Raw genomic sequence first — 15,287 nt, forward strand, 5'->3', positions numbered from 1 at the left:
CTACGCGGCCGGCGCGCCCGCCCGGCGGGTGCTCGCGATGGTCGCGGAGCCGACCACGCGGGTGCCGTCGTACAGCACCACCGCCTGGCCCGGCGCCACCCCGCGCACCGGCGCCGCGAAGGCGACCCGCAGCTCGCCGCCGACGACCTCGGCGGTCACCGCCGTCTCGCCGCCGTGCGCGCGCAGTTGGGCGGTGTACCCACCCGGCCCCGCCGGGGGCGTACCGCACCAGCGCGGCGAGATCGCCGTCAGCGCCTCGACGTCCAGGGACGCGGCGGGGCCGACGGTGACGGTGTTGTCGACGGGCGAGATGTCCAGCACGTAGCGCGGCCGGCCGTCGGGCGCGGGGGTGCCCAGCGCCAGGCCCTTGCGCTGGCCCACGGTGAAGCCGTACGCGCCGGAGTGGGTGCCGACGCGGGCGCCGGACTCGTCGACGACGTCGCCCTCCGCGGTGCCCAGGCGGCGGGCGAGGAAGCCCTGGGTGTCGCCGTCCGCGATGAAGCAGATGTCGTGGCTGTCGGGCTTCTTCGCCACGAACAGCCCGCGCTCCGCGGCCTCCGCGCGGATCTCGGCCTTCGTCGTCTCGGTCTCGCCGAGCGGGAACATCGCGTGCGCGAGCTGCCGTTCGTCCAGCACGCCGAGGACGTACGACTGGTCCTTGGCCGCGTCCGCGGCGCGGTGCAGCTCGCGGCTGCCGTCCTCGCGGGTGACGACCTTGGCGTAGTGGCCGGTGCACACCGCGTCGAAGCCGAGGGCCAGCGCCTTGTCCAGCAGCGCCGCGAACTTGATCTTCTCGTTGCAGCGCAGGCAGGGGTTGGGCGTGCGGCCGGCGGCGTACTCGCTGACGAAGTCCTCGACGACGTCCTCGCGGAACCGCTCGGCGAGGTCCCAGACGTAGAACGGGATGCCGATGACGTCGGCGGCGCGGCGGGCGTCGTGCGAGTCCTCGATGGTGCAGCACCCGCGGGCGCCGGTGCGGAAGGACTGCGGGTTGGCGGAGAGCGCGAGGTGCACCCCGGTGACGTCGTGCCCCGCCGCCGCGGCGCGGGCGGCGGCGACGGCGGAGTCCACGCCGCCGGACATGGCGGCGAGGACCTTCAGACGGGCGGGGCGGGCCGTGTGTGTCACTCGTGGTGTCATAGCCACTCCAGGGTAACGAGGCCGCGGTGCGGAACCGTCCGGCGGCCGGAGGCGTTGGCCGATCGAGACCGAACGAGAAGGACCGACCGCATGCCGACGACGGACGGGGACGGCCCGGAGCCCGGGGCGGGGGAGCCCCGCGCGGACCCCGGGCGGCGGCCCGGCGGCGGCGAGCCGCGCCGCGGCTCCAGCCGCCGCGCCCTGCTGGCCGCCCTCGGCGTGGGCGCGGTCGGCGCGGGCCTCGGCTGGGCCGGGTACGAGCAGCTCAAGCGCATCTGGTGGCAGGTCCCCGGCATCGACAAGCCCCGCAGGCCCGGCGAGCTGGACTACGCCGCCGCCGGATGGGCCGGCGCCTCGGAGGCGAACTGGCGCCGCGCCGACCGCCCCGCGGACTACGGCATCGACCGCGTCGTGATCCACGTCACCGAGGGCAGCTACGCGGTGGCGCTCAAGGTCTTCGGCGACCCCGGCCACGGCGCCGCCACCCACTACGTCATACGGGCCGAGGACGGGCACGTGGCGCAGACGGTGCGCGAGTTGGACGTCGCGTTCCACGCGGGCAACCGGGAGTGGAACGAGCGCAGTGTCGGCATCGAGCACGAGGGCTTCGTGGACCGCCCGGAGACGCTGACCGACGTCATGTACCGCTCGTCGGCGAAGCTGACCGCGGACATCTGCCTGCGCTACGACATCCCGGTGGACCGGGAGCACATCGTCGGCCACAACGAGGTCCCGGAAGCGGACCACACCGACCCGGGGCCGCACTGGGACTGGCCGCGGTACATGCGCCTGGTGCGCAAGGCGCACGCCGCGGCGGAGCGCAGGGCGAGCGCGCGCCCGGCGCGCGACTCCTGACCGCGGACGGGATCCGTCCCGGCGAACGCACGGCTCACTGCCGCCGGCCCGCGTCGCCCGGCAGTCCGACTCGGGCAGCTCCGGCCGTGCGGTCCGGCCCGGCGCACCCCGGCCCCGCCCGGCGAGGGCGGGCCCAGCATGGACCGGCCCGGCGCTGCCAGGGGTCAGCTCAGCCCCGCCGCACGGGCCCGCTCCACCGCCGGCCCGATCGCCGCCGCCAGCGCCGCCACGTCCGCCGCCGTCGACGTGTGCCCCAGCGAGAACCGCAGGGTGCCCCGCGCCAGGTCCGGGTCCGCCCCCGCGGCGAGCACCACGTGGCTGGGCTGGGCGATGCCCGCGGTGCAGGCGGAGCCGGTGGAGCACGCGATGCCCTGGGCGTCCAGGAGCAGCAGCAGGGAGTCGCCCTCGCAGCCGGGGAAGGAGAAGTGCGCGTTGGCGGGCAGCCGCCCGGCCGGGTCCGGGTCGCCGTTGAGCACCGCGTCGGGCACCGCGTCCCGCACCGCCGCCACCAGGCGGTCGCGCAGCGCCCCCACCTCGGCGGCGAACTCCGCGCGCCGCCCGGCGGCCAGCTCCGCGGCCACCGCGAACGCCGCGATCGCCGGCACGTCCAGCGTGCCCGAGCGCACCTCGCGCTCCTGCCCGCCGCCGTGCAGCAGCGGCTCGGGCGCGTCCTGCCGGCCGAGGAGCAGCGCCCCGATGCCGTACGGGCCGCCGATCTTGTGCCCGGTGAGCGTCAGCGCGGCCAGCCCGCTGGCGCCGAAGTCCACCTCCGCCTGTCCCGCGGCCTGCACGGCGTCGGAGTGCATCGGCACCCCGTACTCCCGTGCCACGGCGGCGAGTCCGGCCACGGGCAGGATCGTGCCGATCTCGTTGTTGGCCCACATCGCCGTGACCAGCGCCACGTCGCCCGCGCCGCCGCCCGGGCCGCGCTCCAGCGCGGCGCGCAGCGCGTCGGGGTGCACGCGGCCGTGGGTGTCGACGGGCAGCCAGTCGACGGTGGCGCCCTCGTGCTTCTGGAGCCAGTGCACGGCGTCCAGCACCGCGTGGTGCTCGACGGGGCTGGCGAGCACCCGGGTGCGGGCGGGGTCCTCGGCGCGCCGCGACCAGTACAGGCCCTTGACGGCCAGGTTGTCCGCCTCGGTGCCGCCGGAGGTGAAGACCACTTCGCTGGGCCGGGCGCCGTAGGCGGCGGCCAGCCGCTCGCGGGACTCCTCGACCGCCCGCCGGGCCCGCCGGCCCGCGGCGTGCAGCGAGGAGGCGTTGCCGGTGGCGGTGAGGCGTTCGGTCATGGCCCGCACCGCCTCGGGGAGCATCGGGGTGGTGGCGGCGTGGTCGAGGTAGACAGCCTGGTCCATGGTGGTTCCGATTCTACGGCGCACGCCCCGCCCGCCGAACGCCGCCTTCCGGCCGTACGGGCCCCGCCCCCGGCCCGCGGCGTCAGCCCTCCCCCGCCGCCCTGCTGCGCCGCTGCCAGGCGCGCGGGGCCCGCCAGCGGTAGCGCAGCGCCAGCAGCCGCAGCACGAACGCCAGCGCCGCCGCGGCCGTCGCCGTGGCGGGCTCGACCTGGTCGAAGCGGATCAGCAGCGCCGTGGCCGCCGCGCCGACCAGCGCCGGCACCGCGTACATCTCCCGGTCCCAGCGCAGCAGCGACGGCACCTCGCCGGCGAGCAGGTCGCGCACCACGCCGCCGCCGGCCGCGCTGGTCAGCCCGAGGACGGCGGCGGAGGTGAGGCCGAGCCCGTACTCGTACGCCTTGAGCGTGCCCGTGACGCAGAACAGCCCGAGCCCCGCGGCGTCGAAGACCATGACCGCGCTGGTGATCCGCTCCACCTCGGGGTGGAGGAAGACGACCAGCAGCGCGGCGACGAGCGGCGTGAAGAGGTACCCCGGCTCGGTGAACGCGGCCGGCGGCACCGCGCCGATCACCAGGTCCCGCAGCACGCCGCCGCCGAGCCCGGTGGCCAGCGCGAGCACGCCGATGCCGAAGACGTCGAAGTTCTTCCGGACCGCGAGCAGCGCGCCGGAGATCGCGAAGACGAAGATCCCCGCGAGGTCCAGCCAGTGCTGGAGGGACGGGGTGAACAGCTCGTCGGACACCACGCCCCCGTTCGTGCTCCGGCGGTGCCTACGCCTTGTCGTCGGGTGCCTGGTCGGGCGCGTTCTCCGGGTGCCAGCAGGCGGTGCGCCGGCCGGGCTTCAGCTCCAGCAGCGGGGGCTCCTTGGTCTTGCAGACCTGGGTGGCCTTCCAGCAGCGGGTGTGGAAGCGGCAGCCGGGCGGCGGCGCGATCGGCGAGGGCACGTCGCCCTTGAGCAGGATCCGCTCGCGCTGCTGCCGGCGCTTGGTGTCCGGCACCGGCACCGCGGACATCAGCGCCTTGGTGTACGGGTGCAGCGGCTCCTGGTACAGGCTGGTGCGGTCGGCCAGTTCGACGACCTTGCCCAGGTACATGACCGCGATCCGGTCCGAGACGTGCCGGACGACGGACAGGTCGTGGGCGATGATCACGTAGGTGAGGCCGAACTCCTGCTGGAGGTCGTCCAGGAGGTTGACCACCTGCGCCTGGATGGACACGTCCAGCGCCGAGACCGGCTCGTCCGCGACGATCAGCTTCGGCTGCAGGGCGAGCGCGCGGGCGATGCCGATGCGCTGGCGCTGGCCGCCGGAGAACTCGTGCGGGTAGCGGTTGTAGTGCTCGGGGTTCAGCCCGACGCGCTCCAGGATCCCCTGGACCTCCTTCTTCACCCCGCCCTCGGGCCGCACGTTCTGCAGCTTGAACGGGGCGCCGACGATGGTGCCGACGGTGTGCCGCGGGTTCAGCGAGGAGTACGGGTCCTGGAAGATCATCTGCACGTCGCGGCGAAGCGGGCGCATCCGGCCGGTGCTCAGGTGTGTGATGTCCCGGCCCTGGAACTCGACGGTGCCGCCGGTGGGCTCCAGCAGCCGGGTGATCAGCCGGCCCATGGTGGACTTGCCGCAGCCGGACTCGCCGACCACGCCCAGGGTCTCGCCCGGCAGCACCTCGAAGTCGATGCCGTCCACGGCCTGCACCGCGCCGACCTGGCGCTGCAGCAGGCCCTTGCGGATGGGGAAGTGCTTGGTCAGCCCGGAGACCTTCAGCAGCGGCTCGGCGCCCTCGACGGGCTTCTTGCGCATCCGCGCGCCCGGGATGGTCGCGGTCGCCTTCCCGTCCCCCGCTGCGGGGGCGGGGGAGCTCGCCTTGTCGGCCTTCTTCTCGGGCACAGCCTCGTCCTTCACAGCTTCGGCGCAATCTCTTCGGTGTAGATGCGCTCCCGGTCTTCCTGCCGCATGTGGCAGGCGGCGAAGTGGCCTGAGCCGACCTCGCGCAGCTCGGGCCGTACGGTGCGGCTGGCGTCGTCCGCGGGCACGTCCGCGTAGGGGCAGCGGGGGTGGAAAGCGCAGCCGCTGGGCACGTTGATGAGGCTCGGCGGGCTGCCCTTGACCGGGATGAGCCGGTCCGTGGCCTCGCGGTCGATGCGCGGCATGGAGCCCAGCAGGCCCCAGGTGTACGGGTGCTGCGGCCGGTCGAAGATCTGCTCGGCCGAGCCCCGCTCCACGCACCGGCCGCCGTACATCACCACGATGTCGTCGGCCAGCTCGGCGACCACGCCGAGGTCGTGGGTGATGATGATGACCGCGGAGCCGAACTCCTTCTGCAGGTCCCGGATCAGGTCGAGGATCTGCGCCTGCACGGTGACGTCGAGCGCGGTCGTCGGCTCGTCGGCGATGAGCAGCTCGGGGTTGTTCACCAGCGCCATCGCGATCATCGCGCGCTGGCGCATGCCGCCGGAGAACTGGTGCGGGTAGTCGTCGACGCGCTTGTCGGGCTGCGGGATGCCGACCCGGTCGAGCATCTCGATGGCCCGCTTGCGCGCGGTCTTCTTGTCGACGTCGTGGTGGACCCGGTAGGCCTCCACGATCTGGTACCCGATCTTGTAGTACGGGTGCAGCGCGGAGAGCGGGTCCTGGAAGATCATCGACATCTCGCGGCCGCGCAGCCGGCGGACCGTGTCGGGCTCGGCGGACAGCAGCTCCTGCCCGTTGAGCCAGATCTCGCCGGAGAGCTGCGCCCGCCGGCGCTTGGCGTACTGCCCGGCGGTGTGCAGGCCCATCACGGCCAGCGAGGTGACGGACTTGCCGGAGCCGGACTCGCCCACGATGCCGAGGGTCTTGCCCTTCTCCAGCTGGAAGGAGAGCCCGTCGACGGACTTCACCACGCCGTCGTCGGTCGGGAAGTGGACCTTCAGGTCCCGGATGTCCAGGAACGCCGACGCCTCGGTGCCGGCGGGCACCGGCTCGCCGACGGCGCCCGTCTTCGTCAGACCGGTCACGAGACCCTCACCCTCGGGTCGATGGCGGCGTACACGAAGTCGACCACCAGATTGCAGATCACGATGAAGAAGGCGGCGAACAACGTCACACCGAGGATCGGTGGCAGGTCGTTCTCGTTGATGGACTGCACCGCCCAGGAGCCGACCCCGTTGAAGGAGAACACCGTCTCGGTGATCACCGCCCCGCCGAGCAGCAGCGCGAAGTCCATGCCGAAGATGGTCACGATGGGGGTCAGCGCCGAGCGCAGCCCGTGCCGGGTGATCACCACCGGCTCCTTCAGGCCCTTCGCGCGGGCGGTGCGGATGTAGTCCTCACCCATGGTCTCCAGCATTCCGGCGCGTGTGAGTCTCGCATAGAGCGCGGAATAGAGGAATGCCAGTGAGAACCAGGGCAGCATCAACCCCTGGAACCAGCGCACCGGATTCTCGGTGAGCGGCGTGAACTCGTTCGGGAAGATCTGCCAGTGGAAGGTGAACAGCGCCAGTGCGACGGTGCCGGTGAAGAACATCGGCAGCGAGACGCCGGCCAGCGCGATGCCCATCGCCGCGCGGTCGAAGAACGACCCCGGGCGCAGCGCCGAGATCACGCCCGTCGTCACTCCGGAGATCAGCCACAGCACGGCGGCGCCGATGGCCAGCGACGCGGTGACCGGCAGCCGGTCCAGCATCTCCGGCCAGACCTCCTGGTGGTCGCGGAAGGAATAGCCCAGGCAGGGGACGTTGCACTGCGCCGGGTCGGGGCCGAAGTTGAACTCCCGGCCGGCGAAGATGCCGCGGATGAAGTCCCAGTACTGGACGTAGACGGGATCGTCGAGGCCGAGGTTCTGCTTGACCGCGTCGATGGTCTTGGGGTCCGGGCTCTTGCCGATGTACTGCGCGGCGAGCTGATCGGGGGTGCTGCCTGCCAGCCGCGGCAGGACGAAGAAGATGGCGTAGGTGATGGCGCTCACGACGAACAGCAGCACCACTGCGGCCATCAGCCGCCGGATGAGATACGCGAACACGAGGGCGTGCCTTCCACGGTCCGGGCGGCGCGGGCGGTGCCGGTGAGGGCACCGCCCGCGCAGCCTGTGGGGGTGCTACTTCAGGCCGAGGTTCAGGTAGTCGTACTGACCGCTGAACGCCTGCGAGACCACCAGGTTGGTGACCTTGTCCGAACGCTGGTGCAGGACCTTGAAGTAGGACAGGGGCACGATCGCCGCCGTCTCCAGCATCTTCTTGTCCACCTCGGCGTACGCCTTGGCACGGGCCGCCTTGTCCGGGTCCGCGATCGAGTCGTCCAGGAGCTTGTTGATCTCCGGGTCGTCCAGGTACGAGATGTTCGTGTTACCGGACTCGCCGAGCGCGCCGCCGTTGGCGATCTGCTGCAGGAAGCCGTAGCCGCTGGGCCAGTCGGAGCCCCACTGCATCATGTACAGGCCGGCCTTGTTGTCCTGGGTCCACTTCCTGGAGCCCGCGAAGTCGGTGAAGTACTTGCCGCCGGGGAACTTCTGGATCTCGGCGTTGATGCCGACCTTCTTCAGGGCCGCCTGGATCGCGGTGGCGTTGTCGATCTCGTCCTGCCGCTCGGTGCGCGCGGTCAGCACGGTGTCGAACCCGTCGGGCTGGCCGCACTCCTTCAGCGCCGCCTTGGCCTTGTCGACGTCGCCCTTGCTGCCCTCGGTGGCGTACGGGTCGTCGTACGCCTCGTGGCTCGGCACGTCCGGCGGCAGCGCCGTGGTGGCGATGTCACCCTTGGGCTCGCCGCCCAGGGCGCGCATGGAGGAGTCCTTGTCGACGGCGTACTCCACGGCCTTGCGGCAGTTGACGTCGTCGAACGGCGCGAGCTGGGTGTTCATCGCCAGATAGGTGAGCCGGCCGCCGGTCGGGTTGTCGAGCATGTTCGACTTGTCCCGCAGCATCTGCGACTGGGTCTGAGCGGTGACGCCGAGGGCGTCGAACATCACGTGGGTCTTGCCCGCCTCGATGTTCTTGTCGATGGTCTCGGGGTTGACCTTGAACCGGACCTCGATCTTGTCCGGGAGCTGCTTGCGGATCTTGTCCGTCTTCGGGTCCCACTGGTCGTTGCGGACCAGGGTCGCGGACTTGTCCAGGTCGAAGCTCTCGAACTTGTAGGAGCCCGAGGAGACGATGTTCTTCTGGTAGTCCGAGCCGTTGTCCTTGTCCCGCGGCACCGGCGCCGTCTGGGTCATGGCGACGAGGTAGTCGAACTCCTGGAACGCCTGGTCGAGCTTGAAGACGATCGTGTGGTCGTCCGGGGTCTCGATGGACGCGATGCCCTCTTCGCTCTTGTCCTTGTACGGACCCTTGTAGTCGTCAGGGTTCTGCAGGTACTGGGCGAAGTAGTTCGGGCCGAGGGAGAGCACGTCGCGGGCGTAGTTGCTCCGCTCGACGGCGTACTTGACGTCACCCGCGGTGATCTCGGTGCCGTCCTCGTACTTGACGCCCTTCTTGATCTTGTACGTCCAGGTCTTGCCGCCGTCGGTGGCCTCACCGGGGCCCTCGGCGAGGTCCGGCACCGGCTCGGCGGCCTGCGCGCCAGGGCCGGGGGCGTAGGTCATGAGGGAGCGCGCGTACAGCCGGCTGAAGTTCCACATGTAGCCGTAGTACGTGTTGCCCGGGTCCATCGAGTCCGGCACGTCGGCCGACTCGTAGACGAGGGTCCCGCCCTTCTTGTCGGAGGCGTTGAGGACCTTATCGATCGCCGCGTTCGCGGCGGCGCCGCCGCCCTCGCCCTCGCCTTCGCCGTCGTCGTTGCTGCCACCGCCGCAGGCGGAGACGGTCAGCGCGACCGAGACGGCAACCGCGAGCATGGCGGCTGATTTCGACCTGAGTTTCATGGTGAGGCGTTGCCTCCTGGTTCGGAGTGATGGGACGAGAGCGGGAACGGCGGGTGCCGCGCCCAGGCTGCTTCTTGGGGTCTTCGGGGTCATCGGCGGCCCTTGGGATCGAGTGCGTCCCGGAGCCCGTCGCCCAAGAGGTTGAAGGCCAGCACGGACAGGAAGATCGCCACGCCCGGTACGACCATGAACATCGGATCGACCTGGTAGTAGTCGATCGCGCTGCTCAGCATGCCGCCCCAGGAGGCCTGCGGCGGCTGGATGCCCACGCCGAGGAAGCTGAGCGCCGCCTCGAAGAGGATGTTGGTGGGGATCAGCAGGGTGGAGTAGACGAGGATCGGCCCCACCAGGTTCGGCAGCAGCTCCCGGAAGAGGATGAAGGGGCCGCGCGCGCCCAGGCTCCTGGCCGCTTCGACGAATTCTCGTTCGCGCAGGCTGAGCGTCTGTCCGCGGACGATGCGGCCGATGTACGGCCAGCTGAAGAAGCCGATGACGAAGATCAGCACGCCGATGTGGAGCTGCAGTCCCTTCAGGCCGAACGCGCCGCCCTGCAGCGCGGCCGAGATCGAGATGGCGAAGAGCAGCACCGGGAAGGCCAGGAACGTGTCCATGGTCCGGCTGATGATCGTGTCCGCCCACTTGCCGTAGTAGCCGGCGATCACGCCGAGGACGGTTCCGATCACGACGGCGACCATGGTGGCGCCGAAGGCCACCAGCAGCGAGACCCAGGAGCCCTCGAGGATGCGGGTGGCGATGTCGCGGCCGAGCCGCGGCTCCACGCCCAGCGGGTGGTCCCAGCTCATGCCGCCGAAGGAGCCGTACGGCGTGGAGAGGGAGGGGTCGACGAGGTCCTGGTTGAGCTTGTTGGGGTCGAGCCCGAAGATCGACTGGATCGGCCGGGAGAGCGCGGCGATCAGGACGAGCAGCACCACGACGACGCCGCCGGCCATGGCGACGCGGTCGCGCTTGAGCCGCATCCAGGCGATGCGCCCGAGCGAACGGCCCTCGATCCGGCTCTTGTCCACGCCCTCGACGAGAGCTTCCGGCGTCGCCTCGGTGGCGCCGGTGGTCTCGATAGGTGCCGTCATGTTGTGGGGACCCCTCTCGAGCGGCGGCGTCCCGCCGTCGTCTGCCGCGGTAGCGGCTCAATCGCTTCGCTGGTGCAAGTCATGCCGTGGTGCCGTGATCCGTGGTGCCGTAGTGCCTGGTGTCGGTAGTGCGTGTGCGTGAAGACGTGTCGTCGCACAGGGGAACGACAGCTTCCCGCCGGGGGGAGTCTTCAATGCGCCTGCGATCACTCGCCAGACCCCGAGGGGAATGGATGCGCAAACGTGATGCGATGCAGTGGATAACCGTTATCCGGACATCCGACCGCCGCTGAGCGGATCTCCGTCGGTCCGATATCAGGACACGTACGGATATGGCGGGGTCGCGCCGCTCAGAACTGCGGGGCGGGCCCCGGCTGCCAGCCGGACTGCTGGGCGCCGCCCGCGGAGTGCGGCGGCGGATAGCCGTAGCCGGCGGGCGGGGCGGCCGGGCCGCCGCCGTGGGCGCCGCGGTCGAAGAACGGCCGGGAGTTGGCCCGCATCCACATGGCGACCGGGTCGTGGTCGTCGGCGAGCGCCACCGTGGAGACCGCCAGGCCGGGCGGCACGGCGGCCACGGACTCCTGCATCATCGCCTGCGCGGCGGCGACGGACTGCGGCCCGGTGTCGTACAGGTCGATGCCGACGGCCAGGTACGGCTCGCCGAGCGCCGGCTGCACCCAGGCCCGGCAGAGCGTGCGCACCGCGGGCGTGCGGTGGGCGGTCTGGCCCAGCAGGGCGTAGAACTGCGCGACGTCCACGACCGGTTCGGAGATCCGCAGCGGGCCCGCGGGCAGCCGGTCCAGGCCCGTGGCCACCCGGCGCAGGTCGAGCCAGGGGACGCCGACGCCGCCGCCGGCGGCGTGCGGGTCGAGCCACAGGCCCCAGCGGTCGGGGTAGAGCGCGGCGGCGATCTCCGCGCCGGCGACGGGCTCGTGCGCGCCGGCCCAGCCGCTGGCGGCCAGTTCGCGGTCGGAGCTGAAGCAGGGCGCGTAGGCGTGGCCCTCGACCTGCATGCTCCCGTACTGCGCGTCGGGCGTGTCCGGGCGGCCCTGCCAGAGCAGCATCCACACCCGCCCGGCGGCCAGCGCGGCGAGCAGCGCCTCGTACGCGTCGTACCTGCCGGGAGCCACCTGGCGGACCAACTGGTCCACGCCCGCTCCCTGCGCGCTCCCGCTCGCGCCCCCGTTCACCCTGGGCCCCAACCCTTCGTCTCGGCCGCCGCCGCTCCCGGGCAGGCGTGTACGCCCGGAAAGGTCATCAAACCAGCTTAGAGCCTGACAGCGTCAGCCGACCCGGATGTAGAACGGCTCGACCTTGGCCCGCATCCAGGTGATCACCGGGTCCACCGCGGCGTCGAGGAAGACCAGTTGCACCTTCCAGGGCACGGGCTGCGCGCCGAGCGCGCGGCCCAGCGCCTCCACCGTCGCCTGCCTGCTCTCGTCGTACGTGTCCAGCAGCTCGACCCCGATGTAGAGCTGCTCCGCGCCGGCCTCCACGCTGGCGAGCCCCCTCCGCGCGCTGCGCACCACCCCGGTCCGCTCGAACTCCTCCCGGGCGGCGGCCAGGAAGTCCACCGGGTCGTCCTGCCAGTCCGGCGTGAACAGCCGCACCCGGCCGCCCCGCGCCTCCCCCGGCAGCCGCGCCGACGCGCGGTCCCGGCACAGCTCCGCCACCGCCGCCGGCGGCAGCGGCACCCCGACCGTGCCGCCGGGGTTGACCGCGATGCCGACCTGCGGCGGCAGCCCGCGGGCGAACTCGCGGGCCGGCGCGACGGTGAACGACATGTGGGTCCCGGTGACCCGCAGGAACTCGTCCTGCGAGGAGAACACCGGCACGTACGGCGCCCCGCCGATGTCGGTCGTCGGCACGCCGAGCGAGGGGCTGTCGGGGCCGCCGCCCTCGGGCAGCGGCACCCACAGGCTGCTGCGGCCCAGCACCTCCAGCAGCCGCGGCGCGGCCTGCGGGTTGCCGAGGGAGGCGGCGAGCACCTCCTCCAGCTCGTTGCCGGGGAAGCCGCCCGTGGCGGGGGGCTGCGGGGAGCGGTAGTCGAAGCTCATCGGGACCAGCCAACTCTCGGGGGATGAACGTCGGCACCCTAACGGCTGCGAGCACTCGCGGGCGAAGGCCGCACCTGCACACGGTGGAGCCCTCTCACCCACCGGACCTCGCGACAGGGAGCCCGTTTTCCATGCGTACGAACCGAATGGCCGGCCTCGCCGCCACCGCCGTCGCCGCCGCCGTGCTCGGCGTCGCCGGGCCCATCGCGGCCGCCGGGGACACCGCCGGGCGCGGGCACCCCGACGGGCGGCCCGCGGCCCCGGCCGCCGCCGACGTGGACCCCTCGACGCTGCACCTGCTGGACCGGCTCGGGCAGCTCACCGCCGGCACGGCGCGGACCGTGGAGCAGGTCCAGCAGGCCGTCGCCGGCGGCGGCCGGCTGGACCCGCGCACGCTGCCCGACGTGCGCTCCCACCTGGACGCGGTGGGAGCGGCGGCGGAGGGCCAGGGCATGGTCAAGTCGATGAAGGCGCAGCAGACGACCGCGCTGGCGCAGGCCGTCGCCGCGCTGCGGGAGAAGCTGGCCGGCCTGGTACGGGCCGGGGAGGCGGGCGACAGGGCCGCGGTGGACCGGCGGGCCTCGGTGGCCGTGGCGGCGCTGGTACGGGTCCTCGGGGCGACGGCGGTCAGCGGGCTGGTGCCGGCGGGGCAGGTGCCCGGGGCGCCGGCGGCGAACGCGGCGGTGCCGCCGCGGCTGCCCGCGGAGTCCGGCGCGTAAGCGGCCCGCGGCCGCGGCTCGTGCGGTGCGCGGGCCCGTGAGCCGCCCGTGGCCCTGGCTCCTGCCGTACGCGGCGGCCCGTGCCCTGTGCGGCGGCCCGTACGGCTCAGCCGAAGCTGATCGAGCGCAGCGCCCCCGCCGCCTGGCCGTCCAGCACCAGCACCGAGTCGCACCCCACCGCCGGCCGGCCGGCGCGCGCCCAGTCCAGCAGCCTGCGGTGCGCCCACCGGTGGCGGACGAAGGCGTACCGCGACACCACGCGCCCGCGCCGCTCCTGCCGTTCCCGCGCCACCTCGGCCGGCACGTCCAGCACCACGACGTGCACCCCGCGCCCGTACCGCCTGGCCTGCCTGGTGAGCCACCACCGCACCCACGGCAGCGTGCCGCAGTCGTGCACGACGAGGCTGCCGCCGGCGCGCACCGCGATGCGCAGCCGCGCGTAGTGGTCGATCCGGACTAACGGCCGGTACACGGCGTACGGCAGCCGTGCGCCCAGCTTGCGCGCCCAGCGCTCGCGCACGTACTGCGAGTCGATCAGCAGCACCTCCTCCGGCGGCCGCGTACGCCGCATGAGGGTGCTCTTGCCGCTCCCCGGCAGCCCGGAGATCACGACGATGTCCCCCTCCGGATATCGAAGCCGTTCCCTGGAGGCCGCCTGCTCCACCGTCACGCTGCCTCCCACGCCCCGCACCGCCGCCGCCTGCCGTCCACAAGCGTCGCAACACCGGCGGGGCTCGACAAGGACGCAACGGAAGACCGCCTCCCGGTTTCTCCGCCCTGTCCCGCGATCGGCATGGCGTGCAATGATGGGCCCGCCAACTGCATACCGGCCGTCAGAACCCGCGCGGGAGAGTCCCGGTGCCAGTCGCACCGGGCGCCGAAGGAGCAAGTCCTCCCTTGAATCTCTCAGGCACCGTCACCGCGCGGGCGAGGCAGATCTGAAAAGCGGGCGACGCTCTGGAGCACAGCGTGCACCGGCGCCGCCCCACCCAAGGTGCAAGCCACGCTCCCGCGGGATCGTGGCGAACCTCTCAGGTTCCGATGACAGATGGGGAGGACACGACCACCCCCTGTCCGGGAGCCAGACGATGACCACTGAGAGCCCTGCACCGCGCCGTACCGCGCTCGACGCCACGCACCGCGCCCTCGGCGCCACCATGACCGACTTCGCCGGCTGGGACATGCCGCTGCGCTACGGCAGCGAGCGCGAGGAGCACGTCGCGGTGCGCACCCGCGCCGGCCTCTTCGACCTCTCCCACATGGGCGAGATCGCCGTCACCGGCCCCGGGGCCGCCGCCCTGCTGGACTACGCCCTGGTGGGCCGGCTCTCCGCCGTGCGCCCCGGCCGCGCCCGGTACACGATGATCTGCCGCGAGGACGGCGGCATCCTCGACGACCTGATCGTCTACCGCCTCACCGACGACGAGTACATGGTCGTCGCGAACGCCGCCAACGCCCAGGTCGTGCTGGACGCCCTCGTCGAGCGGGCCGCCGGCTTCCCCGGCGCACAGGTGCGGGACGACCGGGAGGCGTACGCCCTCATCGCCGTGCAGGGCCCGAAGGCGCCGGCGATCCTGGGCCGGGTCACCGACGCGGACCTGGCCGGCCTGAAGTACTACGCGGGCCTGCCCGGCACCGTCGCCGGCGCCGAGGCGCTCATCGCCCGTACCGGCTACACCGGCGAGGACGGCTTCGAGCTGTTCGTACGTCCCGCGGACGCGCCCGCCGTCTGGGCGGCGCTGACGGCCGCCGGCGCGGACGACGGCCTGGTGCCCTGCGGGCTCTCCTGCCGCGACACCCTGCGGCTGGAGGCCGGCATGCCGCTGTACGGGCACGAGCTGTCCACCGCGCTCACGCCCTTCGACGCCGGCCTCGGCCGGGTCGTCAAGCTCGACAAGCCCGGCGACTTCGTCGGCCGCAAGGCGCTGGAACAGGCCGCCGAGCGCGCCGCGGCCGAGCCGCCGCGGGTGCTGGTCGGCCTGGTCGCCGAGGGCCGCCGGGTGCCGCGTGCGGGGTACGCGGTGGTGGCCGGCGGCCGGCCGGTCGGCGAGGTCACCTCCGGCGCCCCCTCCCCCACGCTCGGCAAGCCGATCGCCATGGCGTACGTGGACGCCGCGCACGCGGAGCCGGGGCCCGCGGCGGCGACCGGCGTGGGCGTCGACATCCGCGGCAGCCACGAGCCGTACGAGGTCGTCGCCCTGCCGTTCTACAAGCGCCCCTGACCCTCCGCAGGCGGCG

Annotated in this window: 14 protein-coding genes and 1 riboswitch; of the genes, 3 read left to right on the top strand and 11 right to left on the bottom strand. The window is 72.8% G+C overall.

The genetic code is table 11. The features are described from left to right. Complete coding sequence (gene mnmA / locus LG396_RS11820) at nt 1–1,128, bottom strand: tRNA 2-thiouridine(34) synthase MnmA (RefSeq protein ID WP_225794690.1); 1,128 nt, start codon at nt 1,126–1,128, stop codon at nt 1–3. 102 nt (nt 1,129–1,230) lie between these two features. Between mnmA and LG396_RS11825 the strand changes: the two genes are divergently transcribed. Continuing rightward, entirely contained in the window at nt 1,231–1,995 is a 765-nt protein-coding gene (locus tag LG396_RS11825; RefSeq protein ID WP_225794691.1) for an N-acetylmuramoyl-L-alanine amidase, read from the top strand. A gap of 164 nt (nt 1,996–2,159) precedes the next feature. Here LG396_RS11825 and LG396_RS11830 read toward each other — a convergent pair whose 3' ends face one another. From LG396_RS11830 to LG396_RS11870, 9 genes are all read right to left on the bottom strand, one after another. Next, on the bottom strand, nt 2,160–3,350 hold the full coding sequence (locus LG396_RS11830; protein ID WP_225794692.1) for a cysteine desulfurase family protein: 1,191 nt from the start codon (nt 3,348–3,350) through the stop codon (nt 2,160–2,162). An 82-nt stretch (nt 3,351–3,432) separates the two neighbouring features. Further along, nucleotides 3,433–4,095, bottom strand: coding sequence for a trimeric intracellular cation channel family protein (locus LG396_RS11835; RefSeq protein ID WP_018838905.1), 663 nt, complete (start codon nt 4,093–4,095; stop codon nt 3,433–3,435). Nucleotides 4,096–4,120: 25 nt separating this feature from the next. After that, nucleotides 4,121–5,251, bottom strand: a complete 1,131-nt coding sequence (locus LG396_RS11840; RefSeq protein ID WP_018838904.1) for an ABC transporter ATP-binding protein — start codon at nt 5,249–5,251, stop codon at nt 4,121–4,123. Continuing rightward, nucleotides 5,248–6,345, bottom strand: coding sequence for an ABC transporter ATP-binding protein (locus LG396_RS11845; protein ID WP_037743217.1), 1,098 nt, complete (start codon nt 6,343–6,345; stop codon nt 5,248–5,250). Before LG396_RS11845 ends, LG396_RS11840 begins: the two co-directional genes overlap by 4 nt. Further along, nucleotides 6,342–7,349, bottom strand: a complete 1,008-nt coding sequence (locus tag LG396_RS11850) for an ABC transporter permease (protein WP_225794693.1) — start codon at nt 7,347–7,349, stop codon at nt 6,342–6,344. Before LG396_RS11850 ends, LG396_RS11845 begins: the two co-directional genes overlap by 4 nt. Before the next feature lie 75 nt (nt 7,350–7,424). Next, complete coding sequence (locus LG396_RS11855; protein ID WP_443729178.1) at nt 7,425–9,185, bottom strand: ABC transporter substrate-binding protein; 1,761 nt, start codon at nt 9,183–9,185, stop codon at nt 7,425–7,427. Between the two features lie 89 nt (nt 9,186–9,274). After that, entirely contained in the window at nt 9,275–10,273 is a 999-nt protein-coding gene (locus LG396_RS11860; RefSeq protein WP_018838900.1) for an ABC transporter permease, read from the bottom strand. A 350-nt stretch (nt 10,274–10,623) separates the two neighbouring features. Further along, nucleotides 10,624–11,424 carry an enhanced serine sensitivity protein SseB C-terminal domain-containing protein gene (locus tag LG396_RS11865; protein WP_018838899.1) on the bottom strand — a complete coding sequence of 267 codons (801 nt, stop codon included), beginning with the start codon at nt 11,422–11,424 and terminating at the stop codon, nt 10,624–10,626. A gap of 132 nt (nt 11,425–11,556) precedes the next feature. Next, on the bottom strand, nt 11,557–12,330 hold the full coding sequence (locus tag LG396_RS11870) for an enhanced serine sensitivity protein SseB (RefSeq protein ID WP_018838898.1): 774 nt from the start codon (nt 12,328–12,330) through the stop codon (nt 11,557–11,559). A gap of 131 nt (nt 12,331–12,461) precedes the next feature. On the opposite strand from LG396_RS11870, the gene LG396_RS11875 reads away from it, so the two are divergent. Then, nucleotides 12,462–13,049: a hypothetical protein gene (locus tag LG396_RS11875; RefSeq protein ID WP_225794694.1), complete on the top strand. Its 588-nt coding sequence runs from the start codon at nt 12,462–12,464 to the stop codon at nt 13,047–13,049. A 106-nt stretch (nt 13,050–13,155) separates the two neighbouring features. Here LG396_RS11875 and LG396_RS11880 read toward each other — a convergent pair whose 3' ends face one another. After that, nucleotides 13,156–13,719, bottom strand: coding sequence for an AAA family ATPase (locus LG396_RS11880; RefSeq protein ID WP_225794695.1), 564 nt, complete (start codon nt 13,717–13,719; stop codon nt 13,156–13,158). A 165-nt stretch (nt 13,720–13,884) separates the two neighbouring features. Then, nucleotides 13,885–13,981: riboswitch (glycine riboswitch) on the top strand. Between the two features lie 156 nt (nt 13,982–14,137). On the opposite strand from LG396_RS11880, the gene gcvT reads away from it, so the two are divergent. After that, a complete protein-coding gene (gene gcvT / locus LG396_RS11885) occupies nt 14,138–15,271 on the top strand; it encodes a glycine cleavage system aminomethyltransferase GcvT (protein ID WP_037743199.1) in 1,134 nt (377 codons plus the stop codon). Nucleotides 15,272–15,287 lie beyond the last annotated feature (16 nt).

Source organism: Streptomyces aculeolatus, assembly GCF_020400605.1.
Taxonomy (GTDB): Bacteria; Actinomycetota; Actinomycetes; order Streptomycetales; family Streptomycetaceae; genus Streptomyces; species Streptomyces aculeolatus.